At 48.7% G+C, this 26,650-nt stretch carries 27 protein-coding genes; 19 read left to right on the forward strand and 8 right to left on the reverse strand.

The genetic code is table 11. The annotated features are described in order from the left end of the window. Positions 1 to 3: 3 nt before the first annotated feature. The 3 genes from NT073_RS22645 to NT073_RS22655 all read right to left on the reverse strand — a co-directional run bounded on the left by NT073_RS22645 (position 4) and on the right by NT073_RS22655 (position 2,597). Positions 4 to 1,068: an FAD-dependent oxidoreductase gene (locus NT073_RS22645; RefSeq protein ID WP_297378027.1), complete on the reverse strand. Its 1,065-nt coding sequence runs from the start codon at positions 1,066 to 1,068 to the stop codon at positions 4 to 6. Between the two features lie 134 nt (positions 1,069 to 1,202). Beyond that, the gene (gene cmk, locus NT073_RS22650) at positions 1,203 to 1,904 is read right to left on the reverse strand and encodes a (d)CMP kinase (protein ID WP_297378379.1); all 702 of its coding nucleotides are present in this window, start codon (positions 1,902 to 1,904) and stop codon (positions 1,203 to 1,205) included. 135 nt (positions 1,905 to 2,039) lie between these two features. Next, positions 2,040 to 2,597 (reverse strand): GNAT family N-acetyltransferase, encoded by a 558-nt coding sequence (locus NT073_RS22655; RefSeq protein ID WP_297378382.1) that lies wholly within the window; start codon positions 2,595 to 2,597, stop codon positions 2,040 to 2,042. 180 nt (positions 2,598 to 2,777) lie between these two features. On the opposite strand from NT073_RS22655, the gene NT073_RS22660 reads away from it, so the two are divergent. The 5 genes from NT073_RS22660 (at position 2,778) to NT073_RS22680 (ending at position 8,468) form a co-directional block, all read left to right on the forward strand. Further along, the gene (locus NT073_RS22660; RefSeq protein WP_297378029.1) at positions 2,778 to 4,970 is read left to right on the forward strand and encodes a TonB-dependent receptor; all 2,193 of its coding nucleotides are present in this window, start codon (positions 2,778 to 2,780) and stop codon (positions 4,968 to 4,970) included. Between the two features lie 77 nt (positions 4,971 to 5,047). Beyond that, a complete protein-coding gene (locus tag NT073_RS22665; RefSeq protein WP_297378032.1) occupies positions 5,048 to 5,698 on the forward strand; it encodes a hypothetical protein in 651 nt (216 codons plus the stop codon). A gap of 120 nt (positions 5,699 to 5,818) precedes the next feature. Further along, a complete protein-coding gene (locus NT073_RS22670) occupies positions 5,819 to 7,294 on the forward strand; it encodes a histidine kinase (protein ID WP_297378035.1) in 1,476 nt (491 codons plus the stop codon). Between the two features lie 12 nt (positions 7,295 to 7,306). Further along, positions 7,307 to 8,089, forward strand: a complete 783-nt coding sequence (locus tag NT073_RS22675; RefSeq protein WP_297378040.1) for a LytTR family transcriptional regulator DNA-binding domain-containing protein — start codon at positions 7,307 to 7,309, stop codon at positions 8,087 to 8,089. Positions 8,090 to 8,129: 40 nt separating this feature from the next. Beyond that, the gene (locus NT073_RS22680; protein ID WP_297378043.1) at positions 8,130 to 8,468 is read left to right on the forward strand and encodes a translation initiation factor; all 339 of its coding nucleotides are present in this window, start codon (positions 8,130 to 8,132) and stop codon (positions 8,466 to 8,468) included. On the opposite strand, the gene NT073_RS22685 is transcribed toward NT073_RS22680, so the two are convergent. Continuing rightward, on the reverse strand, positions 8,465 to 9,970 hold the full coding sequence (locus NT073_RS22685) for a peptide MFS transporter (RefSeq protein WP_297378046.1): 1,506 nt from the start codon (positions 9,968 to 9,970) through the stop codon (positions 8,465 to 8,467). The genes NT073_RS22680 and NT073_RS22685 overlap by 4 nt on opposite strands. Positions 9,971 to 10,236: 266 nt before the next feature. Here NT073_RS22685 and NT073_RS22690 point away from each other — a divergent pair, with 266 nt between their 5' ends. The 3 genes from NT073_RS22690 to NT073_RS22700 all read left to right on the forward strand — a co-directional run bounded on the left by NT073_RS22690 (position 10,237) and on the right by NT073_RS22700 (position 12,375). Beyond that, a complete protein-coding gene (locus NT073_RS22690) occupies positions 10,237 to 10,902 on the forward strand; it encodes a peptidoglycan DD-metalloendopeptidase family protein (protein WP_297378048.1) in 666 nt (221 codons plus the stop codon). A 154-nt stretch (positions 10,903 to 11,056) separates the two neighbouring features. Beyond that, positions 11,057 to 11,557: a MarR family transcriptional regulator gene (locus tag NT073_RS22695; protein WP_297378051.1), complete on the forward strand. Its 501-nt coding sequence runs from the start codon at positions 11,057 to 11,059 to the stop codon at positions 11,555 to 11,557. Between the two features lie 53 nt (positions 11,558 to 11,610). Next, a complete protein-coding gene (locus NT073_RS22700; protein WP_297378054.1) occupies positions 11,611 to 12,375 on the forward strand; it encodes a hypothetical protein in 765 nt (254 codons plus the stop codon). A gap of 8 nt (positions 12,376 to 12,383) precedes the next feature. Here NT073_RS22700 and NT073_RS22705 read toward each other — a convergent pair whose 3' ends face one another. Next, complete coding sequence (locus NT073_RS22705; protein ID WP_297378057.1) at positions 12,384 to 13,178, reverse strand: alpha/beta hydrolase; 795 nt, start codon at positions 13,176 to 13,178, stop codon at positions 12,384 to 12,386. A gap of 100 nt (positions 13,179 to 13,278) precedes the next feature. Between NT073_RS22705 and NT073_RS22710 the strand changes: the two genes are divergently transcribed. The 4 genes from NT073_RS22710 (at position 13,279) to NT073_RS22725 (ending at position 14,996) form a co-directional block, all read left to right on the forward strand. Next, positions 13,279 to 13,524, forward strand: a complete 246-nt coding sequence (locus NT073_RS22710) for a hypothetical protein (protein WP_297378060.1) — start codon at positions 13,279 to 13,281, stop codon at positions 13,522 to 13,524. A gap of 60 nt (positions 13,525 to 13,584) precedes the next feature. After that, positions 13,585 to 13,833, forward strand: coding sequence for a hypothetical protein (locus tag NT073_RS22715; protein WP_297378062.1), 249 nt, complete (start codon positions 13,585 to 13,587; stop codon positions 13,831 to 13,833). Further along, positions 13,823 to 14,212, forward strand: coding sequence for a DoxX family membrane protein (locus tag NT073_RS22720; protein WP_297378065.1), 390 nt, complete (start codon positions 13,823 to 13,825; stop codon positions 14,210 to 14,212). Before NT073_RS22715 ends, NT073_RS22720 begins: the two co-directional genes overlap by 11 nt. A 91-nt stretch (positions 14,213 to 14,303) precedes the next feature. Further along, positions 14,304 to 14,996 (forward strand): hypothetical protein, encoded by a 693-nt coding sequence (locus NT073_RS22725; RefSeq protein WP_297378068.1) that lies wholly within the window; start codon positions 14,304 to 14,306, stop codon positions 14,994 to 14,996. Between the two features lie 284 nt (positions 14,997 to 15,280). On the opposite strand, the gene NT073_RS22730 is transcribed toward NT073_RS22725, so the two are convergent. Both NT073_RS22730 and NT073_RS22735 read right to left on the reverse strand, forming a co-directional pair. Further along, the gene (locus tag NT073_RS22730; RefSeq protein WP_297378071.1) at positions 15,281 to 16,720 is read right to left on the reverse strand and encodes a T9SS type A sorting domain-containing protein; all 1,440 of its coding nucleotides are present in this window, start codon (positions 16,718 to 16,720) and stop codon (positions 15,281 to 15,283) included. Between the two features lie 210 nt (positions 16,721 to 16,930). Continuing rightward, positions 16,931 to 17,458, reverse strand: coding sequence for a tail fiber protein (locus tag NT073_RS22735; RefSeq protein ID WP_297378076.1), 528 nt, complete (start codon positions 17,456 to 17,458; stop codon positions 16,931 to 16,933). Positions 17,459 to 17,972: 514 nt separating this feature from the next. Between NT073_RS22735 and NT073_RS22740 the strand changes: the two genes are divergently transcribed. The 6 genes from NT073_RS22740 to NT073_RS22765 all read left to right on the forward strand — a co-directional run bounded on the left by NT073_RS22740 (position 17,973) and on the right by NT073_RS22765 (position 24,258). Next, the gene (locus tag NT073_RS22740) at positions 17,973 to 18,215 is read left to right on the forward strand and encodes an ATP-binding protein (protein WP_297378079.1); all 243 of its coding nucleotides are present in this window, start codon (positions 17,973 to 17,975) and stop codon (positions 18,213 to 18,215) included. 465 nt (positions 18,216 to 18,680) lie between these two features. Continuing rightward, positions 18,681 to 20,174 carry a Fe-S cluster assembly protein SufB gene (sufB, locus tag NT073_RS22745; RefSeq protein ID WP_297378082.1) on the forward strand — a complete coding sequence of 498 codons (1,494 nt, stop codon included), beginning with the start codon at positions 18,681 to 18,683 and terminating at the stop codon, positions 20,172 to 20,174. A gap of 72 nt (positions 20,175 to 20,246) precedes the next feature. After that, entirely contained in the window at positions 20,247 to 20,447 is a 201-nt protein-coding gene (locus tag NT073_RS22750) for a DUF4177 domain-containing protein (protein WP_297378085.1), read from the forward strand. Between the two features lie 81 nt (positions 20,448 to 20,528). After that, a complete protein-coding gene (locus tag NT073_RS22755) occupies positions 20,529 to 21,353 on the forward strand; it encodes a peptidoglycan-binding domain-containing protein (protein ID WP_297378087.1) in 825 nt (274 codons plus the stop codon). Positions 21,354 to 21,525: 172 nt separating this feature from the next. Further along, the gene (uvrB, locus tag NT073_RS22760; protein WP_012928138.1) at positions 21,526 to 23,547 is read left to right on the forward strand and encodes an excinuclease ABC subunit UvrB; all 2,022 of its coding nucleotides are present in this window, start codon (positions 21,526 to 21,528) and stop codon (positions 23,545 to 23,547) included. Positions 23,548 to 23,730: 183 nt separating this feature from the next. Then, positions 23,731 to 24,258: a DUF2911 domain-containing protein gene (locus NT073_RS22765; protein ID WP_297378089.1), complete on the forward strand. Its 528-nt coding sequence runs from the start codon at positions 23,731 to 23,733 to the stop codon at positions 24,256 to 24,258. A gap of 27 nt (positions 24,259 to 24,285) precedes the next feature. On the opposite strand, the gene NT073_RS22770 is transcribed toward NT073_RS22765, so the two are convergent. Next, complete coding sequence (locus NT073_RS22770; RefSeq protein WP_297378091.1) at positions 24,286 to 25,233, reverse strand: alpha/beta hydrolase-fold protein; 948 nt, start codon at positions 25,231 to 25,233, stop codon at positions 24,286 to 24,288. A 245-nt stretch (positions 25,234 to 25,478) separates the two neighbouring features. On the opposite strand from NT073_RS22770, the gene NT073_RS22775 reads away from it, so the two are divergent. After that, positions 25,479 to 26,630: a sigma-54 dependent transcriptional regulator gene (locus tag NT073_RS22775; RefSeq protein WP_297378094.1), complete on the forward strand. Its 1,152-nt coding sequence runs from the start codon at positions 25,479 to 25,481 to the stop codon at positions 26,628 to 26,630. The last annotated feature ends 20 nt before the right edge of the window (positions 26,631 to 26,650 follow it).

The raw sequence follows: 26,650 nt of genomic DNA on the forward strand, positions 1-26,650 counted from the left end.
TAATTAACTGCCATGATATAACGAAATGCACCGGTTAATATTCGCTTCCGGGGCCAAATCTTCACCATCTAATAAGTAGCGGGCAAATTCTTCGGACAAATAGGGGGCCAGTGACACGCCCTTAGTGCCCATTCCTCCAAATATTCCCACCGCTGGCCTGCCCGGATGCAACCCGATAAACGGTCGCCGATCTTTAGTTGATGGCCGAATGCCCGCATGTTGAGCCACAACCTGATAAGGCACTTTTAGCACCGCAGCTACCTTCGACTCTAAAAATGCACGACCATCTTCGGATATTTCCCAATCCAGATCGTGCCAACTGTAGGTTGCCCCGATTCGAATCAGGCCGCTTCGGACTGGCAGTATAAATACGCCTTGATTAACTATATTCTTAATAGGATAATCATCGACTAAGGCCGTCAGAATCTGTCCTTTCACAGGATTATAAGGAAGCCAGCCAAATAAAGGATTCTGGCGCGCCTGAACACCATCACAGAATATAACTTTTTTAATCTTAACGCCCTGCCACTCCACATGTTCATCACTGATAGTCAAATCATTGACATGAACAGTCAATTCAAAGTATTGATTTTTACTAATAAAATATCCTTTAATAATTCGCACAAACTCAGTTAAATCCAGCCACCCGGCCTGCGTTACCTCCAAACCACCAAACGGGTTCTCAATAAATGAGCTATATAGCTGATTATCAAAACAATTAGAGACGTATTGACTAATCTCCGGGGCGTCTGTTAGTGCCAGATATTCGGTTTGTTCGGCAAGAGAGCGGAATGGTCGGTAGATGTTTTTTGGATGAAAGAACCGGACACCAAGTTGCTGCTCAATATTGGTGTAGAACTCGTGTAGAAAGGGGAATAACTCATCGGCTTTCCAGGTACGAACCAGTTTGCGACCTGTTAATGGGTTAACCAACCCGGCCGCTACTGCTGATGCCGATGGTAGTGCAGGGTCGTTAGCCAGCAGCACGGAGCAACCGCGCTGGTCCAGTGTCCAGGCCAGTACAGACCCGGCTACTCCCTGCCCTACAATCAAGTAGTCTATAGTCATAGTTGGTAAGTCAGTAAGTCTGATAAGTCAGTAAGTTTGGCAAGTCGGTAAGTGGCTGACGCCAGAGCAAATAGATGCGTCAGCCACTTACTGACTTGGGCGAAGCCGCTTACCGACTTACCAGACTTAGCGACTTATTTGACTTTTTTACGATGAAGTTCGGCCAGCCGCCGGTCGGCCCGTTCGATTACCCAATCGACCTGTTCTTCAATGGTCATGTGCGACGTATCGAGTAGCTCGGCATCCGGTGCTTGTACCAGCGGGCTTTCGGAACGGGTAGTGTCGATAAGGTCTCGTTTTTCGAGGTTTTTGATAATATCTTCCAGATTCACCAGTTCACCCTTTGCCAGCAGTTCCTGCTGCCGGCGCTGGGCCCGGGTGTGGGTATCGGCGGTCATGAATACTTTCACTTCTGCATCGGGGAATACCTTGGTACCAATATCGCGGCCATCCATTACGACCCCGCGCCGACGGCCCATTTTCTGTTGTTGGGCCACCATGGCCCAACGCACTTCGGGAATGGCGCTTACTTCACTAACGATGTTGGAGATATACATTTTACGGATCTCCTCCTCTACATTCAATCCGTTAAGGCAGGTTTCATTCTTACCCGTGCGGTTATTATGATTGAATGTAATATGGATGTTGTCTAATGCAGCCATAACTTCTCTTGTATTGGAGAGAGAAACATGCTCCCGAATAAAAAAAAGACTGACGGCCCGGTACATAGCCCCCGTATCAATATACCCATACCCCATTCGGGCAGCTACTTCCTTTGCGGTTGTACTCTTCCCGCAGCTGGAATAACCGTCAATTGCGATGACTATCTTCGGCATGAAAATGTGTCCCGCCGAAGCGGCACTTGTTTTGACAAAATAATCACAAAGATGACCTATAGTCTTGTAAGTTTCTACCAGATCGGTGTTGGTCATTTTGTTTTTCGCTAAACCAGCCACCTAACAGCCAGTTAATTAACGCATTAGATCCTTGTGCTCTGCCCGAAGCATGGAAAAAATATGCTCGTCCAGATACTTGTTGTTTTTAACAGCCGCTTTTCGGTGAATAGCCTCGTGCTGATACCCGGCCGATTCAAGTACCCGCATTGACCCGGCATTACCTTCCAGTACGCAGGCAAAAATGCGGTTCACCTGAAAGTTCTGGAAGATGTAACTGGTCATGATCGGCAAGGCTTCGGTCATGATGCCCCGGCCCCAGTACGATTCGCTAAGCCAGTAGCCAACCTCGGCGTTATACCGGTAAATGTCATCCTTCACGGTAAACCCAATATTTCCAACGGCCTGACCGTCAACCTCAATAGCAAAATTATTGGGCTGTTGGTATGACTTATTTGAACGTACCCAAGCATGCGCATCCCTCGGTGTGTAGGGATAGGGGAAAAAGTCACGGACATTGTTCCAGATACGGCGGTTACTGGCGTGGTAAACCAACGAATCCTCATCGCCCTCGCGCCAGGGGCGCAATTGGCCAACAGAAAGCGGAAACGTAATCAACGTTGTAGTCAAGGTCAATAGAAGCAGATAGGTAATTACGTCACTAACAACGTATGATTCCAAATGTTAACCCAAATTTATCCCTCTCCCCTCCTATTTCATACCCGAATCGGCGGCATTCGTCGGAAAAAGCAAGACGTGGGCGCTTGTACACGGTAGTTTTGATTCATCCATCAGCAATTGGATGGCGTTATCCTTATGAAACTCATCTACTTCCTCACCGTTTACCTGCTTCTAGTACTTACCGCGGCCGCTCAGATAAACCTTTCGGGCCGGATTACCGATACGAAGGGGCACCCCTTACCCGGTGCCAATGTGTTTCTGCAAGGCACCTACGACGGTGCCAATACAGACAGTACCGGCACGTTTCGCTTTACAACCTCCCGAAAAGATACCGCTACCCTGCTGGTTTCCTACATCGGCTATGAATCATACACAAAAAAGATACATACCAACACGACAGCCCCATTTATCATCCAGCTAACCGAAGCAGCCAATGAGCTAAATACGGTTGTTATTACAGCCGGGTCGTTTGAAGCATCGGACGAGAAGCGCATGACTATGCTGAAGCCGATGGACATTGTCACGACAGCCGGTGCCAACGCCGACATTACAGCCACGATGAACCTGCTGCCGGGCACGCAGCGGGTGGGTGAGCAAACAGGCCTGTTTGTGCGGGGTGGCTCAGGTGAAGAAGCAAAAGTGGTGATCGACGGTATGATCGTGCAGAATCCGTATTTCAGTTCAATGCCCGATGTGCAGTCGCGCGGTCGGTTCCAGCCGTTTATGTTTAAGGGTACTTCGTTTAGCACAGGCGGCTACTCGGCTCAGTACGGGCAGGCCCTTTCGTCCGTTCTGCTGCTCAACACGACCGACAAAACCCAAAATGAGGGCATCAGCCTCAGTCTGAACCTGGCTAATGCAGGCATCAGCTACGACCACGCCACCGATAAGTCGTCGATCTCTGCCACCGGCAGTTACGGCAATCTGAAACCGTTGTTCGCACTGGTCCACCAGAATATCGACTGGACACACGTACCCGAATTTGGCGGTTCCTCCCTTACGTATCGACTCCAGCCGTCAAAGACCGGGCTGCTCAAATTCTACGGTATGTATTCAGACAGCAAGCTTGGCCTGAACTTCATTGACCCATCCAACGAGACTGGCAAAACAGCTCTGCAACAGCACAATCGCAACTTTTTCACAACCAGCACGTATACCGACAACTGGGCTGATGGACGATGGCTGCTGAACGCCGGGCTGTCGTATAGCTTCGATGTCGATGCGACCACGTACAATGGTATTGACTTTGGCCGTTCCAGCGAGCGGTGGCAGGGCCGGGCCGTTCTGACCCGATTGCTGCCTGCCAACAACTCGCTCCTGTTCGGTGCCGAAGCCCATGCCATTACGATGAAGAATACTGTACAGGGCATCAACTATGTCCTTCATGACAACTACGGGGCTTTATTTATTGAATCGCAAACCTATCTGGGCCGAAACCTGGCCATTCAGCTCGGTCTACGGGGTGAGTACTCATCAATACTGAATCGGGCTAATCTAGCTCCCCGTCTGTCGATGGCTTATAAAACCGGGCTGTATAGTCAGGTTTCACTGGCCTACGGTCAGTTTTATCAGACACCCGATTACCGCTACCTGTATCTGAATAGATCACTGGATTTTGAACGGGCCGACCACCTGATCCTGAACTACCAGATCATCAAAAATAAACGCACTTTCCGGGCCGAAGCTTTCTACAAAAACTACGCACAGTTGGTACGGGAGTTTACCGGGCAACCGGGAATGCCGACCCAGTATGATGCCAATCCGTATCGTTTTCCCTGGGGCCGGACCAACAACGGCGGCCATGGCTACGCCCAGGGTTTTGATGTGTTCTGGCGCGACCAGAAAACGGTGAAAGGCCTCGACTACTGGGTTAGTTACAGTTACGTAGATACGAAGCGACTCTTTCAGCAATTTTCCGTTGCTGCCACGCCAACGTTTATTTCGAACCATAATATAAGCGTAATTACGAAACGCTATTTCGAGAAAATCAGCACGAACCTGGCCCTGACGTACACCCTCAGCAGCGGTCGCCCTTATTATAATCCTAACCGCCTTGAGGAAGGCGACAAAGGTTTTCTGGCCGACCGGACACCAGTTGTCAACAACCTTAGCTTTTCGGCCAGCCACATCACCCGCATCAGGAAAAATCTGGTAGTCATTTATGCCTCAGCAGACAACCTCCTGAATACGAAAAACGTATTTACCTACCGATTTACCGCAGACGGCAAGACACGCTACGCCGTTGGGCCACAGTCGTATCGGAGCTTCTTTGTTGGCGGCATAGTCATGCTATCGAAGAAGGCCAAAGTGAATGTTAATGAATTGTAATTGTTCGGGTCAATCTCCGAATTGGCCCTGTTGAAACCTAAAAAAATGGCCAAGCCGGAGATTGGCCCAGACAAATCATGAAAACCATCCTTATTCTCATCATCACAGCTCTGGCGGCCCAGCCTTCGGCCTGGGCTCAGTCAGACCAGTATAAACAAGCTATGAAACAGGCCATTACCACCATGCAGAGCCGTAATGAGCAATCGCCGATTGCCGATATGCAGACATCGGCCAACCAGTTTGAGCGCATAGCCAGTGCCGAACCCAAAGAATGGCTACCCCGCTACTATGCTGGCCTCAACTACGTTTACCTGGGGTTTATGGGTAAAGACGAAGCCGCCAAAGACAAATACCTCGATCAGGCCGATGTGAACCTGAAAGCCGCCGAGACGATTGCCCCCGACAACGATGAACTGGCCGTGTTAAAAGCCTACATCGCACAAGCCCGAATGGTCGTTGACCCCATGAATCGCTGGCAGCAATACGGTCCCCTGTTTCAGGCGGGCATCGACAAAGCAAAAAGTCTAAATCCCAACAATCCACGCCCCTACGCACTCGAAGGGTCTTCGCTGATGTACACGCCCGACCAGTTTGGCGGTGGCCCCACTACCGCATGCCCGGTATTGAAACAGGCAGTTGAAAAATTTGCTACTTTTAAACCAACCAGCGACCTGTCACCTCTGTGGGGACAAAAACAGATCGAACCCCTGATGGCGAAATGTAAGTAATAGAGTCAGTAAGTCGGTAAGTCAATAAGTGGCTGAGGCATGTGTTACCCTGGCGTCAGCCACTTATTGACTTACCGACTTAAGCGAAGCCGCTTATTGACCCACCTGACTAAAAAGACTATGACCCGCGAGCAACTTATCGGTACAATTGGCAAAAATGGTAAACGTATTCAACTGCGGGGTACTGATTTGGCTGCCTTCGACTTCAGCGGTCTCGACCTGACGGGGGCCGACTTAAGTTTTTCAAATCTTGGAAAGGCGAATTTCCGGGGAGCCATTTTACGGCAGGCCAATCTGAGCTTTGCTAATCTGAGCGGAGCCGATTTTACCGATGCGGATCTTTACGAAGCCAACTTCAACTTCAGTTCGCTTGAGAATGTCGATTTAAACGGAGCCAATGTTGAAGGTGCTTCCTTTAACTTTTCCGGTCGAAGCAAGTATCGGCCCGTCGATACTACCCGAAGCGAACCCATCACACTCACGAATATTCTGCAAAAACCTGGCTGGGGTACACTGATTGGTGCCTTTCTTGGGGCTTTGCTCGTATATGGGTGTAACGCCATTATCTATTTCTCCAATCTGATTCTGAAGGCCGAAGACCCTCTCATGGTGGGCCTGTATCAGTTTCTTATTGTACAGAACATGGTCGATGGGGCGACTTGTTTCCTATTGACTTGGGCGTTGTCGGGCTGGCTTAGCCGCCAGTTTAAGCACATATGGCAGCGCCATGTATTTGTTAGCCTTGCCGTTACAGTTAGTTTTTTCATTATCAATACAGCCCTGTACTGGACCATTGGCCAACCCTACTTAAGAGAATTGGCCGATCGGCCGGGAGGCATTGAGAAAACGGCGGCTTGGTATGTTTACGTCCTGGGCGACCTCCTGATTGCCAATATATTCCTTTACGGGCTTCAGCAGGGACGGCAGTTGACCCGAAAACTATCGGAGCAGGAGTTTCAATTGCTCAACATGGAGAAGCTGAAAACCCGCGCTGAACTGGATGCACTTCAAGCGAAAATCAACCCGCATTTTTTATACAATGCCCTGAACAGCATTGCCAGCCTTGTTCACGAAAACCCCGATAAAGCGGAAGAAATGACGCTGCTTCTCTCTAAGCTTTTCCGGTATTCGACCAGTCGTAATGGCGAGCTATTCGCGAGCCTGGCCGACGAACTGGAGATGGTGCGAACGTATTTGCAGGTTGAGCAGGTACGGTTTGGCAATCGGCTTACCTTCAGCGTAGAAATCAGTAATCCGGCACTCAATGAATTGCAACTTCCCCAATTTCTGCTGCAGCCCATTGTCGAAAATGCCATCAAACATGGAATTGCCAAACGCGCCGATCTGGGCCGAATCGACGTCCGCATTTACGAAAAGGCGGAAGAATTACACCTGTGTGTACACGATAATGGGCCGGGTTTCGCCGACGATATGGGCGGAGGCTATGGCCTGCGGAGTATTCAGGACAAGCTTAAATTACTCTACGGCGACGATGCCCGGGTGGAGTTCCAGAACTGGCCACTCAAACAGGTATTGATCTCTATTCTAATGTCTAAAATTCGGGCTGTTAACCTAGTTTCTGCACCCAACGCTTAATTCCGGTACCTGATGACTTTTCCGTTAAAAACAATACTGATCGACGATGAATCACTGGCGGTTAGCCGTCTTCGTCGATTGCTCGGCAAACACCACGATAGCATCGACATCGTTGGCGATGCAGGCAATGGAGCTGAAGGCCTGACGCTCATTGAAAGTCTGCAACCCGATCTGATTTTTCTGGATATTGAGATGCCGTTGCTGAATGGCTTCGAAATGCTGTCACGTCTGACAACCATGCCAATGGTCGTGTTTGCCACCGCCTTCGATCAATACGCCATAAGAGCTTTTGAAGAAAACTCGATTGATTACTTATTGAAACCTATTGAGACCGAACGTCTGGCCCGAACAATACAAAAAATACGGACGCTTGTCGAACGGGCAGAGGAATCATATCCTGTTACGAACCCCATGTCGGAAAGCGTTATGCGGCTCCTGGCGCAGATGCAACCGAAAAAGGAAATCTATTCCATTTCGGTAAAAACCGGCGAAAAAATCAAGCTGATTCCCCTTTCTGATATTGCTTACTTCGAAGCTGAGGACAAATACGTGTTTCTGTCCACTATCGACGGGCAGAAATTCCTGACCACCTACACCCTGACAACCCTCGACGAAAAGTTACCCGATACGTTTGTTCGTATCAGCCGCTCGGTGATGGTGAACCGGCATAAAATTTCTGAAGTACACCGCCACTTCGACGGCAAATTCATACTGGCTGTGAGCGATAAAAAATGTACCCGACTTACCTCGGGAAGCACGTATTCCGATGCCATCAGACAACTGCTGGAACTGTAGATGATTCATTAGCGGTTATTTTGCAGCAAATGGTCCCTATATGAGTAAGAAAAACAGAACTGGCATCCTGTATTCGACAGACCCGGATTTTCAATACCAGTCCGACGAGCAACCCGAAGCGGCAACCCTCCCCCCCGCCCAGCAGAATCTTAAAATCTGGCTCGTCAAGATGGGCGGCAATAAAGTTGTAACAACTGTACGCGAGTTTATAGGCACCGAAGCCGATCTGGCCGACCTGGGCAAACAGCTGAAAGCCGCCTGTGGTGCAGGCGGCTCAACGAAAGACAGCGAAATTCTAATTCAGGGCGACCACCGCGACAAAGTGCTGGCGTGGCTCACCGGCAAGGGCTATAAAGCCAAAAAAGCCGGAGGAAATTAATTGATACCCCCCATCCACTTTTTCAGTGGTTTGGAGAATAGCAGCAGGACAAACCCTGCAACAAGTGTGAATATGGCTACACTCTGGAAAAGATTGGGCATCTGCTGCACGTTTTTTTCATCGAAACCACCGGCAAATAACCCTGCAATCAAGTTACCCAGTGATGAGCCTACGAACCACAGGCCCATTAACTGGCTGGTGTGTCGTCTGGGAGACAGCTTGGAAAACGCACTCAGCCCTACCGGACTTAAGAACAATTCAGCTACGGTAAAAAACAGATAAGTGGTGGTCAGATATAATGGCGATGTGCGTACGCCCGTCAGGGCAACATTAGCCGCGAAAACCATCACCACGTAAGCCAGACCAAGTAGTAGTAGCGAAACGGCAAACTTGGCTGGTACGGAAAAATCAATTTTGTTGTTCGCCAGAAAGACCCATAGCGCAGCAAGCACAGGCGAGAAAATTAGGATAAAGGCAGGATTTAGATTCTGGAACCAGCTTGATGGTATCTGCCAGCCAAAAAACAGCAGATCGGTGTATCGATCCGCAAAGATTTGTAGCGATGAGCCCTGTTGCTCATTTCCTGCCCAATACATGGCCGCAGCCAGGAAAAAGACAAATAACACAACCACGCGCTTTTTTTCCGTACTATCCAGCCCACCCGCAATCAGAATATAGGCAAAGTAACTTAGGGCAATGAGTGAAATAATTGTACCCATTCCTTTGGCCAGACCCTGTGCAGTAGTCAAGTCAAGCACACCCGTCAATTGCAGCGTGGCCATTAAGCCTACGATGAACGCAACAAACACAAGCAATGAACGGTTGCCGCTCGACGACTGCCCGGCTGTTTTAGGTTCTGGAACAACAAAATTGCCCTTGTCGCCGAGATAACGTTGGCCAAATGTGCGATAGGTGATGATTCCCAGTGCCATTGCTACAGCAGCTGCGCCAAAACCATAGTGCCAGCCAACTTTCTGACCCAAATAACCTACAATGGAAATCCCGAGCAGTGAACCCGTATTGATTCCCATGTAGAAGATAGAAAATGCCGCATCTTTACGGGCACCCCCTTCGGGATATAGTTCGCCCACAATGCTGCTGATATTTGGCTTTAGCAGGCCTGTACCTAAGGCTACTACACATAATCCAGTGTAAAACAGACCAGAACCCGACGGGAAAGCCAGTATGATGTGTCCCAGCATTATGATTATACCGCCATACCAGATTGATTTCCGTTGCCCTAGTATATTGTCGGCAAGCCAGCCCCCCGGTAATGAGAGCAGGTATACAGATGCGGTATAAATACCATAAATAGCTGCGCCATCGGCTTCACTAAGACCCAATCCACCCCGAACATTGTCGATCAGAAACAGGAGCAGTATAGCCCGCATACCGTAGTAGCTGAACCGCTCCCACATCTCCGTGAAAAACAAAACAAAAAGCCCCATCGGGTGGCCAAAAAGAGTAGCCGTACGAACGGGCTTAGGAGCAATCACATCCATAAAATTAGGTTAAACAGCTAGTTTGCCGAAGAATATAAGTGTTCAAATACACGAAATAGCGCTTATTTCGCAAAAAAAATAGTCGTAAATATATCTTCGATAGTCGAGACTGCCAAAGGTATATTGGTTACGGCTTTTCACTAAACGCGCGCCAGCCGTTAATCTGTATACCTGGCTATTTCGGGAAATCCCCGATGCGTTTCAGGCAAATTTTCTTATGTTTAAGGTTGCTTAACGCGTTACCCGACCACTGTTTTCCTTTGTGCATGCTGCTTCCCTTCGATTTCCAGAAAGACCCTTACCTGATTCTTGATTTTTCAGCGACTAATCCGGACCTGACTCCCGACCCTGATCAGCCCAACGGGTTGGATCTGACCAACACAGCGGCTTTTTCGGATTACGTATTCGGTAAAATGCGCGCAGCGGGCGTTCGAGTCGGTATTGGCGGTTACAATGAACACCGCGTTATCTACCGACGCAGCGAGCATTTTTCCAGTACAGAGGAACCCCGGGAAATTCATCTGGGTATCGACTTCTGGGCCGAAGCCAAAACACCCGTTTTTGCTCCTATGGATGGCACTATTCATAGTTTTCAGGACAATAATAACTTTGGCGATTACGGACCGACCATTATTCTTGAGCATCGTCTGGAAGCTAACGAGCCACTATTCTCGCTATACGGGCACCTCACCCGTTCATCGCTGGCCGGTTTGGTTGAAGGAAAGGCTTTTAAAGCGGGCGACAAACTGGGTGAAATTGGCCCATACCCCGAAAATGGCGATTGGCCGCCCCACCTGCACTTCCAGCTCATGACTGACATGCTCGGCCTTAAAGGCGATTTTCCCGGCGTTTGCTCCCTAAAAGATCGAGCCAAATTTCTGGCTCTATGTCCCAATCCAAACCGGTTACTAAACATTGCAGGCTTATCATAATTTGGCCTCCATTGGCTTTGAGTGTTCTACAAAGTAGAGTGATACTTCTAGTACAGAACACCCAACTTACGTAGTTCTCAGAGAAATCAGTCGTAGTCAAAAAGAAACTTTCAATTTATTTTGAAAGTACAAAAACATCGACTTACCTTTGATTATGACATTTGGGGAAGCTAGAGATAAATTTATTCATACCTGGGGTACACTGGCCACGCAGTGGGGCATTAATCGCTCTATGGCTCAACTCCATGCAGTCTTACTGATTTCGCCCGAAGCCCTGTCGACGGAGGATGTTATGGAGCAACTTCAGATTTCGCGGGGAAACGCCAGCATGAACCTCCGTGACCTGATGGACTGGGGGCTTGTTTACAAACAGCTCAAACCAGGTGAGCGCCGTGAATTCTTTATTGCCGAAAAAGACATTTGGAAAGTAGCCCGGCAGGTAGCAAAAGAACGTCGCCGTCGAGAGATTACACCCGTTGTTGAAGTACTGAACGAGTTAAAAGCCATGCCGGCCGATACGCCCGAAGCACAGGAATTTCAGCGGGTTATAGGTGGCCTGAGCAGTGTTGTTGGCTTTGCCGATAATACCCTGAACGCCGTTATCAAAGCTGAAGAGAATTGGCTGATAGGCCAGTTTCTGAACGTATTTCGGTAATATTTTTTCACCTCAAGGTTTCATTTATTTCTGAAAATTCAAAATATACAACCATGAAAAAGCTAATTATATACGATGAAAGCTGCCCCATGTGTAAGGTCTACACAAAGGGAATGGTGTCAGGCGATCATAGCGGTAGCCTGACGCGCATGGGTAGTGGTCAACTGACGCAGGAGCTTATCGCGCGGCTAGACCCTCAACGGGCAAAGCACGAAATTCCGCTCGTTGATCTCGACGGGGGGCAGACACTGTATGGCGTCGATACTTGGTTATACGCTTTTGGTCAGCGAAGTAAATCGGTGGCGAAGCTTCTGTCCCTGCGTTGGCTAAAGGCAGTTCTCCAGAAACTGTATGCTTTTATCTCTTACAACCGACGAATCATCATTACCTCTGCACCGGGCCGCTGGAATCTCCTGGACCTTCAGCCCGATTTTCATGCGGGTTATCGGCTGGCTTTTATCATCGTAATTTCCAGCTTGATCGGTGGACTTTTCTCCGCTATCAATTTTCCCATCTGGTTACCAGCCGCCATCGCTTTAGTACTGGGTCAGCTAACGATTGTTGGCCTGTATTTACTGCGTCAACAACCCGACACCTTCGGCCAAACCATGCTCGATTACGTCGGCCATTTCGGCATGAGCCTGCTACTGGGCAGCTTGGTAAGCAGCCTTCTCCTAATCATTGGCCATCCGACGCTGGTCCCTCTGGGTTACGCGCTCATGATTGGGCAGCATTACATTCGTACCTATCGGCTAGGCCTGAATCCCTGGTTGAGTGTCTGTTTTACAGTTTTGGTATTTCTGCTGATTCTACCTTAATAAAGTCATCATTTAGTCAGAAACTCCACCACCGCTTTAGCAAACTCAGGCGTGCGCATAGCCCCGCCATGATCGCCGGGAACAATGACAAGGCGAGAGCCGGGAATCGCATCGACCAACGTTTTCGGGTCGCCGTTATCTGTATCTTTATCGCCGTTAACCACGAGTACGGGCACCCTGATTTTTGCCAGCTCCGTCCGGCTCGTTACAGGCTGAAACTCCTGCAAACGAGCCAGCACAACAGTATCGGCACCCGATTTTTTGGCATAGTCGATGGCACTTTGCAATTCCGGGTGGCTGCCGGGTTTCGTCAGAGCTTCGTGAAAGTTCCTGCGACGGTACCAGTCGGGGTCTGAGAAGTCGACGCTTATGCCGCCCATCACCGCTTTATGCACCTGCTTATCCATCGTTAATAACTTAGCCGTCAGGATAGCACCACGCGAGTAGCCCACCACATCGTAGTTTTTCAGGCCAAGATGTTTCATCAAAGCCATTACGTCCTTCAGTTCGGCATTGTCACGATAGGCTTCGGCAGTATGAGGTTTGTCTGACAAGCCATTACCTCGTAAATCGAGCATAACAACTTTGAATCCCGCGTCGATCAATGCCTGTCGCAGATCGGCCCGTTTCCAGCTTTCGCTGGTGGAAATAAAGCCATGCAGAAGAACAACGGGCTTTCCTGCACCCACAATGTCATAATGAATTTTAGTACCATCGAACGAAGTAAACAACGGTTCACGGGCTGGCTGCGCCTGAACAAAGCCGAAAAGCAATAGGCCGGCAACTAAGAAAAGGGAATTCATGCAGTATGTATATTAATACCAGAGTCTTACTAGTAAAATAAGTCTAACCTTTCTTTATTCTACCGGGTTATAAACTATTACAACAAACCACTCAACGAAAATGACAACGCTGCTCGACACCAATCTGGCCGAAGACATGAACGTAATTGGTTCTCGCATTGCCCGAATTGATCCCGATAATTTCCGGAATCAACGTGACGATGATACGAATGAAGACGATAACATTGAACGTGACCTGGACGATGAACCCGTTGATGCCGATGGGGACCCCACCGGCGAGCACGATCATCAGCAGGACGATAACTATGCTTTAGGCGGTCACGTAACACGCTCAGGAGGCATTTAACTTTTATCGGGCTTCTCAAACCTCGGTCTACTCTTCTTTAACTTTTCATTTACTACCAACATGGACAACACAAGCTATACGCCCGCCGACGATGAAAATCAGGGCGTTATGACCAAACTAATGCAGGGTGAAGCCGCCGGGGGCGGAGTCTCGCAGGCAGAATATATGAATCCAATAGTTAACCAAGGGCCCGAACCTGAAAAAGATGAAGTCAACGACATCGATGATGAATCGATGAACATAAACGACGATTTGCTGGCAGAGGAAGAAGTAGAAGACGGTCTTGCAGACGAGGACGATGACGAATAACAAACTGGCTCAGCTTATTCTTCGCATTGGACTGGGCATCAATATGCTCATGCACGGCCTTGTTCGTTTGCCCAAACTCAGTGCTTTTGTAGACAAAACGGAAGCCGGGTTTGCGGCCACCATTCTGCCAAGCCTGTTGACGAAGGCATTCCTGTATACACTGCCATTTCTTGAACTGGCCACGGGTATTCTCATTTTACTAGGTAGCGAGTTTACCAGATGGGGATACTTTTTGGGTGGTATTCTCATTGCAGCTCTTTTGTTAGGTACAACCCTTAAAGAGGACTGGAATTCGGCTGGCACGCAAATGATCTATGTCATAGCCTTTTATCTGGCGTTGCGTGGGCTGGACCCGGCCACGCGCAATCGGTTCCGGTAGTTTTTTACGGCCGCTTTACAACGGTTGAGAATTCGGGAGAGTCTGTACACCAAACAAACCGAGTTAGTAAATGAAATCAACGTTGTTATTAATGTCCCTTTTAACGGGCACTATGCTCACATTTACATCCTGTAGCGAGGAAAATGTCACGACAACAGGGGCTCTCCCTTATCAGTCTTCGTTTCAACGCGATGCAGACGGCTGGGTTGCTGGACTAACCGATTACGGAACGGCGCAGGAAAGTATCATGGAGTTTAAATCGGCCTGGAAAGGACTCCCGGCTCCGCTGGACACAACCCGAAAGTCGATTATGATTGAAAGCATGAACCGCAGCGATGACGCTTTCATGTTCATCAAAAAGAAAGTGACGGGCCTAACGCCAAACACCGACTACTCACTGATCTTCGACATCGAATTAGCTTCTAAGTATCCAAGCAACTCTATTGGAATTGGCGGCTCGCCCGGAGGCAGTGTTTTTCTTAAAGTAGGTGCTTCGTCTGTTGAGCCGGTGAAGGTGCTGAAAGATGATTTTTATACGATCAACATTGACAAGGGTTCGCAGAACAACGATGGGAAAGACGCTATTCGAATAGGAGATATCGGCACGGGCGATTCGGATGAAGTCTACAAGCTTATTACCCGTTCCAACCAGGCAACTCCCTTCAATACGCGAACAAACGCTCAGGGTGAACTTTGGCTGATTGTGGGTACAGACTCGGGCTTCGAGGGCTTAACAACGCTGTATTACAGCAAGATAACCGTTACGCCCAAAACGACGATGTAAGTTATAACGTATATGACACAAGAAGGCCGCTCTTCCATGAAGAGCGGCCTTCTTGTGTAAAGCCTTAATTTGTTTGGCACAATTAAGGGAGCTACTTAACCAAACGAGCCAAAGCCATCTATAGATGAACCCGTTTTTAAGGTTAGTTTTTTAACAGTCCCCAGCGATTTAAGCCTGGGTGTCCTGTACGATCTTTTGGGTGCTGAAGCCGCTTTGTTGTTAGTCTTTGAAGCCATGAGTTCGGTAAGGTTGGGGGTGATTTCAACAAGTTGACAAGGTTATACCTATTCGACAACAATCCGGTATTGCCGTCTCTGGCTTCGTTCATCAACAGTAAGTAGATATACACCCGTCGATAATTTCTCTGTGGCCCGAAGCAGTAAGTTTCCGGCCTGCATCCCCTGCTTCTGAAAAGGCACAGAACGACCATCAACACTGTTGAACCGAATAGTAGCGGTTTCAGGCTCATCCAATCGAAGGGTAAACCGCCCATCGTTTATTACAGGATTTGGGTATACCCCATAGGCTTCATCTCGCAACACCACCGACACAGCCGGGAACACTGTGGTTTTACCGCTAAGGTCGGTTTGGGTCAGCCGATAGTAACTCGTGCCCTGATAAGGCGTCTGATCAACAAAATGATAGGCTTTCAGGGCCTTGCTTTCTGACGATAATTCACTCACCTCCCCCACCGTTTCGAAGCGGAGCAGATCTTTGCTTCGTTCAATTAGAAAGCCTTTGTTGTTGGTCTCGAAGGACGTTACCCAGTCAAGGGCTACAGTATGATTGGCCTCCGCTTTTGCCGTAAAAGAAACCAGGCTAACGGGCAATGGGTTACCATTGGCGACGGCGATCCCGGATAACGTCTGGGTAGTAGGGGTAAACAGCAGGCTGGGTACGACGGGTACCGTGGTCGATCGGGCGACCGAATAGATTTTAGGGAGAACGCTCCGAACATCGCTAATCAGTATACGATTATTAGGAAAATCAATGGCTAAATCACCCGGAGCGTTCACAAAACCAATAGCTACCTGTTCATCCGAGGTACCGTTTAGATTAATACGTCGTAACTGATCCTGCGATGCGTCGGCAGGTACATTATCCGTTATAACATAATAAAGTTTACCCGCTTTAGTATCTACACCAATGCCACTTGCACCAGAATTGGCAGCAATAGTAACGATCGTAGTAGCCGATGCTGGAGATGCCAGATTTAAGGCCACAATTTTAGGGGCTTGTGCCCGAAGATCCGACATAAACAAGCGATTACTCTGTACGTCCAGCGAGATTGGACCGGGTGAATTCACATAACCGGTTCCTATCAGTACATCGTTGCTACCGTCCAGATTAACCCGGTGCAACTCATCAACGCTGGTAGTTGGTTGTGAATCTGACAATAGATAACATAGGTAGTTATTCGTAGCATCTATTGTCATACCACTTACTATGCTGAGAGAAGATACAAACGTACTACTCGCACCCGTTGCCAGGCTAACCGAATAAATACAGGCTGATATGGCAGTTCTTGCTCTCGCTTCCGCTACAAATGCCCGATTGCTAGCGTTGTCGATAACAATAGACCGGGGCGAGTCTGCGAAGTTGGTAGCTATTTGTACATCCCCCCCTATTCCATCAGCGTCAACCCTTCTCAGCTGATCCGTTCGGGCGACCGGTATGTTATCACTCAGTAGATAATAAACCTGCGCATGCCCGGGCAGTGCCATGATTAACAGGAACCATAATAAAATGCCGGGATGCCAGATTCTGGCGGAGTAACAACAAATGGGTGTAAGCAATAGACGAGATAGTGATTGGGATAGATAATGGTGTTTCATAAGAAGCTGATTTCAGTGATGAGTTCAGAAAAAGAAGTGTCGAGGGGTTATTCATTCTGAACTATCCGATGGTATACGGATAGTTCAGAAGAATCTCAACTATTGACGGCTGGGGTAGATTCCTTCCAGGGCTATACAATAGTTCATGACCAACACAGGTTGTATAACAGAAACGGGCACATTGCTACCCGTCATTCCTATAGCTTGTGCGCTGGCAGTACTGTTGACGGTAGAGCCGTACGCATTGACAGGCAATTCGTTACTGTCGGTACTGCCCGCTGATACTTTCCCCTCAGGTGAGTTACTGTTACCCGGCTGATTGGATATGCCTAACGCATGGTTGTGAGCAGGCATGTTGTTCACCTGTAGGGTAACAGTCTCCGATCCGGTTACTTCTCCCATGTCATAGGCACTTAAGCCTGCACCCTGACCGAAATGAATAGGTACACGGCCCTGCAAGTTGGGTAACCCGAATGTACTTACTCCATCACCGCCATACATAGTACCCAACAGTGAAAATAGGGCTGTATTTTGGGCAATTAATATCGTTTGTCCGTTGCATAAAGCCCAGCCTCTGGGGGCAAAGTTGAATCCGAAGCATTGAATTTGACCGATAAAAGGTTCCATAAAGAAATTTTAGAAAAGTGTAAGTGATAGAAAAAGTGGAAAATAATGTAAGCAGTTTTACAGGTCAGTTTCTCCGATGGGTATTGACCAGAAGAGTCATCGACTTGTTTTCCGGCTCTAACTCCCAACGGGTAGCTAACCTGACCCAGTCATGTGAATGATGAGATGCATAAGGATGAACATTTAGATAGTGGTTAATTAATAGGATGCAACGACATATGAATGAGATACATGCACCTATTCTCCTCTAATAAATCGAATACTAATGTAGCTATTATTAGTTATTTTGTATATAAATTTATATATATTATAGCCATTACTTATACAAACGCAGTTATTGACCATCAGAAGTAAACGCAGAAGAGGTTGACTGCATTACCCATATGGCTAATCAAGGATAGTTTAGTACTTAATTAAGTCTATAATTAGGATTCTTCAAAAGCCATTTTTACAGGTAAAACCATGCTTTGCTCTGGCAAACGATGTACTATATTTATTATACAAGACCTGTGCTTTGAGCCTGAAGGTAAAGGCCCGGGCGAACTTAATTTTATATCGGCTGATCCAGAAACTTCTCAATAACGCCGTCAAACACGCAAGTGCCCGCGACATATCATTGACAATTCACCAGAATGCCAATGAGTCAGTACTTAACTATATCGACGACGGTCATGGCTTCAATTACGAAAAGGCCTACCGGCAGCGCAGTCAAGAACTGCGCATTACACCATCACAGGCAGCGGAATGGAAGTATTAAATTTGATTTGTATGCAATTAGCGGCTTCTGAAATTGCCGAGCGGCTTTACCTGAGCATCCGCTCAATAGATGGACATCGGGCTAACCTTCCTGGAAAAAACCAATGCTCGAAACACAGCAGGTCTGGTGCTATTTGCCATTAAAAATCACCTGATCGACTCGGCCGATTTGCTATAACCTGGCGTCAACTTTTACGACTTGTCTTCTAATCGGTCTTTTGTAAAAATCACCAGCATGGCCGGACATAGCCAGTGAATTCGGCCAAACAAAGCGGCTACATACCGGATGGGGGCTAGCAGAGGCACAGACGTTTAATCCTGACATGCCTTTAGTAGTACATAGATTTAAGGTAGGGAGATAACGGAAAGTTTCCGATATTTGTCCAACCTGCCCGGAACGTACCCACCCGGCAGATTGTTAAAAATATGTTGACGTGGTGCAAAAACCACGCAATTAACCGAGACTATGAGCAAGGACGCGGATATTTTAGAAAGTATAACTAACTCCGAATATAAGTACGGATTCGAGACACTGATTGAAGCCGATGAGGCTCCTGTAGGCCTTGATGAAAGCACCATCCGTTTCATTTCTGCTAAAAAGAATGAACCCGACTGGCTCCTTGAGAATCGTCTGAAGGCGTTCCGGATGTGGCAGGAGATGACCGAGCCCAAATGGCCCAATGTTTTCTATCCTAAAATAGATTATCAGGCTATTAAATACTATTCAGCCCCGAAACAGAAGAAAACCGTTAACTCGCTCGACGAAATCGATCCTGAACTGCTGGATACCTTCAACCGGCTCGGCATTTCGCTTGTCGAACAGAAACGGTTAGCCGGTGTCGTTGACGCCAGCCCACTGGATGCCGCTCCGGGCGACCGTCCGCGGGTGGCCGTCGATGCCGTTATGGATTCGGTGTCAGTAGCAACGACCTTTAAAAAAGACCTGGCCGAACGAGGCATCATCTTCTGTTCTATTTCGGAAGCCGTTCATGAGCACCCCGAATTAGTAAAGAAATACATGGGTTCGGTAGTGCCCGCTAAAGACAACTATTTCGCGGCACTGAATGCTGCTGTTTTCACCGACGGCTCGTTCTGCTACATTCCTAAAGGTGTTCGTTGCCCAATGGAACTGTCGACTTATTTCCGCATCAATGCGGCTGGTACAGGCCAATTCGAACGCACGCTTATTGTTGCTGACGAAGGCTCGTATGTGAGCTACCTTGAAGGTTGCACAGCTCCCATGCGCGATGAAAACCAGCTTCACGCGGCCGTTGTCGAGTTAGTTGCGATGGGCAATGCCGAAATCAAGTACTCAACGGTACAGAACTGGTACCCAGGCGACAAAGATGGTAAAGGTGGTATCTACAATTTCGTGACCAAACGCGGCATCTGCGACGGTCCGAATGCCAAAATCTCCTGGACACAGGTCGAAACAGGTTCTTCCATTACCTGGAAATATCCATCGGTTATTCTGAAAGGCGATAATTCCATTGGTGAGTTCTATTCGGTGGCCGTTACCAACAACATGCAGCAGGCCGATACGGGTACTAAAATGATCCATATTGGCAAAAACACAAAGAGTCGAATTGTATCGAAAGGTATTTCGGCGGGTAAGAGCCAGAACTCCTACCGGGGTTTGGTGCAGGTAATGAAACGCGCCGAAAATGCCCGCAACTATTCACAATGCGATTCGCTGCTGCTGGGTGATAAATGCGGGGCTCACACCTTCCCCTATCTGGAAGTGAACAACCCATCGGCCACAGTCGAACACGAAGCAACGACTTCGAAAATCGGCGAAGATCAGTTGTTTTATTGTAACCAGCGCGGTATACCTACCGAACAAGCCGTGGCGCTGATCATCAATGGTTACGCCAAGGAAGTATTGAACCAACTCCCGATGGAATTTGCGGTAGAAGCGCAAAAGCTGCTGGCCATCAGCTTGGAAGGTAGTGTTGGTTAATCAGTGACATTTCTGTTTTAACTATATTGAAGCCCTTGCGAAAACGTGAGGGCTTTTTTTATAGATTATGTGATGAAAAAATTCGAATACCTAGTTTTAGACGTAACCTCCACTGGTTTCTGGAATAATAAAATTGACACGCAGGAATTGACGGAGAAACTAAACCAACTTGGCAGGGAAGGTTGGGAACTGACATCAATGGTCGATGTGAACCAACATCAAGGAGCAACTAAAGGACTACTGGTTACCCTAAAGCGGGAGCTAACCAATTGATAGACTGACCTATCAACAGGCCAGCTTTCATGCGTAGGAAATTTGTAGGCTGAGCTTTTGGCAGCATAATCGCAAACGATCATGCTTAAAACAGCTTATCAGGACGAATTACACTTTACATCCACGCAGCAAAAAGGCAGTAGCGGACCCGACGTTCGTCGAATACAGGAATGGCTTTGCCTGAACGCGCTCCGATATCCAACAGCCGCCCTGACCACCTCACTCGACGGTGAATTTGGCCCGGCCACAAAACGGGCAATAGAAAACTTTCAGGTCATTCTCAAACTCGCTAAATCGGGCATTGTCACACCTGATTTATTCACCAAATTGAGCGCCCCGCTGGCAGCGGGTTTTCAAACCAGACCAACGAGTAAAGATATTCGGAAGGCCGTTGTGCAACTGGCACAAACCCATTTAAAACAACGCTCGGCTGAATTGCAATGCGACGACGGGCAAAATCTTGGTCCCTGGGTCCGCAGTTATTGTGACGGGTTAGATGGCTCGCTTTTCAAGTGGTGTGCCGGTTTTGTCCAGTCTATTCTGGACCAGGCCGCGTCGAGTGCCGGTCGTCAGTTTACCGATATAATGCCGAGGACCCTGAGCTGCGATACGCTGGCACTGAGTGGTCAGGCAAACGGGCGGCTTATACGCAGCGAAGCAATCCGAAAAAAACCGGATCATATCAAACCCGGTGACGTTTTTTTGCTCCGTACGCTTTCAACCGGCCCTGCTCCGGCAGACGACTGGTATCACACGGGCCTTATCACGGCCATATCGGGCGATGTTGTTGAGACAATTGAGGGAAACACCGACCTTAAAGGGGGGAGCAATGGCACTGCCGTTTTTTCCAGAGTACGCAACTTTCGTAAGACGACCCTCGACGTTTTCACGATTGACGGCTTATAGCCCCTTCTTCGCCTGAACCCTATTTTTCTGCTTTTGGGAAGGTTAACTATACGACACAGTTTAGCGTTAGTAAGTATAAATCGGAAGGATTGGAGAACCCAGGTAAAGTTGAGAACCGCCCTTGTTATCCAGCCCGGATTTTCGTAAATTAGCCAGATTCTAAACGGCAATAATGAACTTTAAACTAACGTCTGAATTTCAACCAACCGGCGATCAGCCGAAGGCAATCGAAAAGTTGGTGAAGGGTGTAAACGAAGGCGAACCTGCACAGGTATTACTTGGCGTTACAGGCTCTGGCAAAACGTTTACAATCGCTAACCTCATCGCGCGAACCAACCGTCCAACGCTTGTACTGAGCCATAACAAAACATTGGCCGCCCAGCTTTACGGGGAATTCAAACAGTTTTTCCCCGAGAACGCCGTCGAGTATTTCATCTCTTACTACGACTACTACCAGCCCGAAGCGTACATCGCCACGACCAATACATACATTGAGAAGGACCTGGCGATCAATGAAGAAATTGATAAGCTGCGACTGGCAGCTACCTCAGCCCTGATGAGCGGCCGGCGCGACGTTATTGTGGTGGCCTCGGTGTCCTGCATTTACGGCATGGGCAACCCCGAAGAATTTAAACGCAATGTCGTACGCATTGGTGTTGGCGAGCAGATGAGCCGCAACAACTTCCTGCACCAGTTGGTCAGCATTTTATACAGCCGGACCGAAGGTGAATTTCAGCGCGGCAACTTCCGTGTGAAAGGCGACACGGTGGATTTGTACGTGGCCTATGCCGACTTTGCCTATCGCGTTATCTTCTTCGGCGATGAGATCGAAACGATTCAGCGCATTGACCCCGGCACTGGCAAGAAGTTGTCGGAAGAGAGTATGGTCACTATTTTCCCGGCTAACCTGTTTGTAACCGGGCGCGATACCCTCAACGGAGCCATCTATCAGATTCAGGACGACATGGTTGCGCAGGTGCGTTACTTCGAATCAGAACTCCGCGAAATGGAAGCGACCCGTATTCGGGAACGGACAGAATTTGACCTTGAGATGATGCGCGAACTCGGCTATTGTTCGGGTATTGAGAATTACTCTCGCTATTTCGACAAACGCCTGCCCGGTCAGCGGCCGTTCTGCCTGCTTGACTACTTCCCGGACGATTTCCTGATGGTTGTTGACGAAAGCCACGTGACTATTCCGCAAATTAGAGCCATGTGGGGTGGCGACCGTTCGCGTAAAACAGCGCTCGTGGATTATGGTTTCCGGCTTCCGTCGGCTATGGACAACCGTCCGCTCACCTTTCAGGAATTTGAAGATCTGTCGGGTCAGTCGATTTACGTATCCGCTACGCCTTCCGACTATGAACTCCGCAAAAGCGAGGGGGTAGTTGTTGAACAGCTAATCCGGCCAACGGGTCTGCTGGACCCCGAAATTGAGGTGCGCCCGAGTTTGAATCAGATTGACGATTTGCTCGAAGCCATCGACGGCCGCATCAAACGTGGGGAGCGTGTGCTGGTTACAACCCTGACCAAACGAATGGCCGAAGAGCTAACCAAATACCTGGATCGCGTAGGTATCAAAACCCGATATATTCACTCCGAGGTAAAAACGCTGGACCGGGTTGAAATTCTTCGCGATTTACGATTGGGCAATTTCGATGTGCTGGTTGGTGTTAACCTGCTCCGCGAGGGCCTCGACTTGCCCGAAGTATCGCTGGTGGCCATTATGGATGCCGACAAGGAAGGCTTTTTGCGCGATATTCGATCATTGATCCAGACCATTGGCCGGGCTGCCCGTAATGCCAATGGCAAAGTGATTATGTATGCCGACCGGATTACGGGCTCCATGCAAAAAGCCATCGATGAGACGAACCGACGTCGGGCCATTCAGTTGGAATATAACACCGACAATGGCATTACCCCAACGACGGTGTTGAAATCGCGTGAGTCGATCATGGGCCAAACCAAAGTAGCCGATTCGAAAGCAAAGCATTTCTACGTCGAACCCGAAGAAATCCGCATTGCTGCCGATCCTGTTGTCCGGTACATGGGCAAGGGCGATCTGGAAAAAATAATTCAGGAAACTCAATCCAAGATGGAGCGAGCTGCTAAAGACCTCGACTTTATGGAAGCCGCTCGCCTGCGGGATGAGTTGTTCCAGCTACGTGATAAGCTGAAGAAGGAAACCGCGTAGTGTTCTGATCGTGCTGATATTGGTAAAACTATCTTGTACCTTCGTACTGGTCAGGGAGAAATCCCAGGCTCCTCCTTGAGGTGATGCGGTTCGGCCGTGTCACCTCATTGTCTTTTACGATCAATCGCAAATTACAAAATCTTCATACCTTGCATCCTGTCAGGTAAAAACCACAAAACACCCATGAAACGCATTCTGATTATCCTTGGCGTTATTGCCGTAATAGCGCTTGTCGGTTTTTTTTCACTCCGTAGCTGGACGAAATCCGGAAGCCCGGAAGCCATTGCACAAATTGACCAGAACGGTCTGAAAATAAAGGTCGATTATTGCCAGCCATATAAAAAAGGGCGCAAAATCTTTGGCGGCTTGGTCCCTTACGGTGAAGTATGGCGCACGGGTGCCAACGAAGCAACGGTGGTTGATTTCGACCAGAACATAGTGGTCGCAGGCCAGCCTTTGGACAAAGGCGAATACTCGCTCTGGACCATCCCCTCGCAAAACGGCTGGATTGCCATTTTCAACAGCGAAACGGGGCAGTGGGGCACTAACTACGACCAAACCAAGGATGTATTGCGGGTGCCCATTGTCTCACAAAAGCATACCCCAAAGGCTGAACAGTTTTATATTACCTTCCGCCCTTCGACTACGGGTACGGACATGGTGCTGGCCTGGGATGAAACCGAAGCCATCGTACCCATTCAAAAGCGGTAAGCCCACCCCAAACAGACGGGCCTGGGCTTACCGATGGAAACTCTGGGCAATAAACTTGAGCGCATCGGGTAATCCGGTGCGCCAGTACGTCCAGGTGTGCGCACCATCGCGAACGCGGTACTCGTGCGGAATCTTACGGTCGAGCAGCGCCAGATGAAGCATCGAATTGCCAATAGTCAGGGCGTCATCGTCGCCACAGTCGATATACCAGCGTACTTTAGTAAGATCGCTTTCCGGTGCCGATCTGGCAAGCGTTATGGGGCTATTTCGTTTCCAGGTGATAGTAAGCCGGTCTTCTCCCTTGACAGGCCCACTGAATACGGGCGCAAAAACCATATTATAACGTTCATCGGGAACGTTAACGAACCCTTCATCTGTACGAATACCCGCGCTGAGAGCGGCACAGGAGCCAAATAAGTCTGCGTGGTGCATGGCCAGCGTTAGTGACCCAAACCCGCCCATAGACAGTCCCGAGATCGCCCGAAATTCGCGCTGGGTACGGGTTCGGAACATGGAGTCGATATGCGGGATCAGTTCCTGCACAAACATGTCTTCATAACGGACCTTGTTCTGGTAATCATTCACAAACCAGCTTGTCCCTCCATTCGGCATCACAATAATCATAGAGGGCAATTGGCCCGATTTGATACCCTCATCGGCAATACGGTCGGCTTCGCCAAACTGCACCCAGCCGGTTTCATTATCTCCATAACCATGCAGCAGGTACACAACCGGGTATCGTCGGTTTGAGACGTAATAATCGGGGGGCAAATAAATAGAGAACTTTACCGCTTGGTTCATCAGTGAGCTGTTCATCACCATACTTTCCAGCAATCTGGCTTGCGGAGCCGCCACAACGGGAACAGGACCGTTAGTTTGGGGAGCCGTCAGTTGCGCACGTCGGCGCGATTGGGCCGGAGCGGTTATGGCCACACAGGTAACCAGTAAGCAAATCAGTAGTCTACGTACAGGCATTATCGTGTTTAAATAAGTAAATGGTTGTCAAATTTATCAGGAAACAAGGGGTCTTCAGCAGGTAACTCACAATTTCCCTGTTTTTTAAATGTACGCTTAAGGAAAGGCTAAACGTGTACGCTTGCCCCGTTTATGATAAAAAAAAGAGTGTTTGGCGAATATCTCACGGTTAATGACACTTGCCGAGACAAAATCGCCTATTTTAGGGGTCTTAGTAATCAATTTTTCTATTTTATACCACTTGTATGGCCAAACTGATTATCGTGGACGACGAAAAACCCATTCGGGCGGCCCTACGCGATATTTTAGAGTACGAAGGCTACGATGTTGACGAAGCAAAAGACGGCGAAGAAGGTCTGGATATGATTATGCGCACAAGTTACGACGTAGCCTTATGCGACATTCGAATGCCGAAACTGAATGGACTTGAATTGCTTATGAAAGTCAGCGAAGCTGAAAAAAGTACGCAGATCATTATGATTTCGGCGTACGGCAATGTTGAAAATGCAGTCGAAGCCACCAAACGGGGAGCGTTCGACTTCATCACCAAACCACCCGATTTAAATCGTCTGCTCATTACCGTCCGTAACGCCATTGAGCGATCCAAACTGGTTCAGGAAACTAAAACGCTCAAAAAACGCATCTATAAATTAAACGAGATTGTCGGTGAATCCGACTCAATCCGTAAAGTGAAAGATACGATCAATCGGGTAGCCGCTACCGAAGCCAGGGTGCTGGTAACCGGTGCCAACGGATCGGGTAAAGAGATGGTTGCCAAACAGATTCACGAAAAAGGAAGTCGTGCCAACCAGCCGCTCATCGAAGTAAACTGCGCAGCTATTCCTAGCGAACTAATTGAAAGTGAACTTTTTGGCCACGAGAAGGGCGCCTTCACCGGCGCGGCAGCCAAGCGTGTAGGCAAATTTGAGCAAGCCGACGGCGGTACGCTTTTCCTTGACGAAATTGGCGACATGAGCCTATCTGCCCAAGCCAAAGTGCTGCGGGCCCTTCAGGAAAGTAAAATTACGCGCGTCGGGGGCGACAAAGAAATAAAGGTCAACGTCCGGGTTATTGCGGCTACCAACAAAGACCTGCGTCAGGAAATCGTAAACGGCAATTTCCGCGAAGACTTATTTCACCGGCTGAGCGTCATCATGATCCATGTTCCGCCCTTATCAGAACGGCGGAGCGATATTCCGCTACTAGCGGATAAATTCCTGCACGATATCGCCACCGAATACGGTGCACCGGTCAAAGAATTGTCGCCCGATGCCATGGACTATTTACAATCCTTACCCTGGACGGGTAACGTTCGTGAATTGCGTAACGTTATCGAGCGCCTGGTGATTATGTGCGGAGATGAGATCATGCTCGACGACGTGAAGGCCTACGCGTAAGTCTGAACCGCACGGGCGGC

The organism is Spirosoma sp., assembly GCF_026391055.1.
Taxonomy (GTDB): domain Bacteria; phylum Bacteroidota; class Bacteroidia; order Cytophagales; family Spirosomataceae; genus Spirosoma.

Coding starts and splice junctions, on each gene's coding strand:
- NT073_RS22645 (WP_297378027.1), bottom strand. CDS start 1,068: ATGACTATAGACTACTTGATTGTAGGGCAGGGAGTAGCCGGGTCTGTA.
- cmk (WP_297378379.1), bottom strand. CDS start 1,904: ATGCCGAAGATAGTCATCGCAATTGACGGTTATTCCAGCTGCGGGAAG.
- NT073_RS22660 (WP_297378029.1), top strand. CDS start 2,778: ATGAAACTCATCTACTTCCTCACCGTTTACCTGCTTCTAGTACTTACC.
- NT073_RS22665 (WP_297378032.1), top strand. CDS start 5,048: ATGAAAACCATCCTTATTCTCATCATCACAGCTCTGGCGGCCCAGCCT.
- NT073_RS22670 (WP_297378035.1), top strand. CDS start 5,819: ATGACCCGCGAGCAACTTATCGGTACAATTGGCAAAAATGGTAAACGT.
- NT073_RS22675 (WP_297378040.1), top strand. CDS start 7,307: ATGACTTTTCCGTTAAAAACAATACTGATCGACGATGAATCACTGGCG.
- NT073_RS22680 (WP_297378043.1), top strand. CDS start 8,130: ATGAGTAAGAAAAACAGAACTGGCATCCTGTATTCGACAGACCCGGAT.
- NT073_RS22685 (WP_297378046.1), bottom strand. CDS start 9,970: ATGGATGTGATTGCTCCTAAGCCCGTTCGTACGGCTACTCTTTTTGGC.
- NT073_RS22690 (WP_297378048.1), top strand. CDS start 10,237: ATGCTGCTTCCCTTCGATTTCCAGAAAGACCCTTACCTGATTCTTGAT.
- NT073_RS22695 (WP_297378051.1), top strand. CDS start 11,057: ATGACATTTGGGGAAGCTAGAGATAAATTTATTCATACCTGGGGTACA.
- NT073_RS22700 (WP_297378054.1), top strand. CDS start 11,611: ATGAAAAAGCTAATTATATACGATGAAAGCTGCCCCATGTGTAAGGTC.
- NT073_RS22705 (WP_297378057.1), bottom strand. CDS start 13,178: ATGAATTCCCTTTTCTTAGTTGCCGGCCTATTGCTTTTCGGCTTTGTT.
- NT073_RS22710 (WP_297378060.1), top strand. CDS start 13,279: ATGACAACGCTGCTCGACACCAATCTGGCCGAAGACATGAACGTAATT.
- NT073_RS22715 (WP_297378062.1), top strand. CDS start 13,585: ATGGACAACACAAGCTATACGCCCGCCGACGATGAAAATCAGGGCGTT.
- NT073_RS22720 (WP_297378065.1), top strand. CDS start 13,823: ATGACGAATAACAAACTGGCTCAGCTTATTCTTCGCATTGGACTGGGC.
- NT073_RS22725 (WP_297378068.1), top strand. CDS start 14,304: ATGTCCCTTTTAACGGGCACTATGCTCACATTTACATCCTGTAGCGAG.
- NT073_RS22730 (WP_297378071.1), bottom strand. CDS start 16,720: ATGGCACTGCCCGGGCATGCGCAGGTTTATTATCTACTGAGTGATAAC.
- NT073_RS22735 (WP_297378076.1), bottom strand. CDS start 17,458: ATGGAACCTTTTATCGGTCAAATTCAATGCTTCGGATTCAACTTTGCC.
- sufB (WP_297378082.1), top strand. CDS start 18,681: ATGAGCAAGGACGCGGATATTTTAGAAAGTATAACTAACTCCGAATAT.
- NT073_RS22750 (WP_297378085.1), top strand. CDS start 20,247: ATGAAAAAATTCGAATACCTAGTTTTAGACGTAACCTCCACTGGTTTC.
- NT073_RS22755 (WP_297378087.1), top strand. CDS start 20,529: ATGCTTAAAACAGCTTATCAGGACGAATTACACTTTACATCCACGCAG.
- uvrB (WP_012928138.1), top strand. CDS start 21,526: ATGAACTTTAAACTAACGTCTGAATTTCAACCAACCGGCGATCAGCCG.
- NT073_RS22765 (WP_297378089.1), top strand. CDS start 23,731: ATGAAACGCATTCTGATTATCCTTGGCGTTATTGCCGTAATAGCGCTT.
- NT073_RS22770 (WP_297378091.1), bottom strand. CDS start 25,233: ATGCCTGTACGTAGACTACTGATTTGCTTACTGGTTACCTGTGTGGCC.
- NT073_RS22775 (WP_297378094.1), top strand. CDS start 25,479: ATGGCCAAACTGATTATCGTGGACGACGAAAAACCCATTCGGGCGGCC.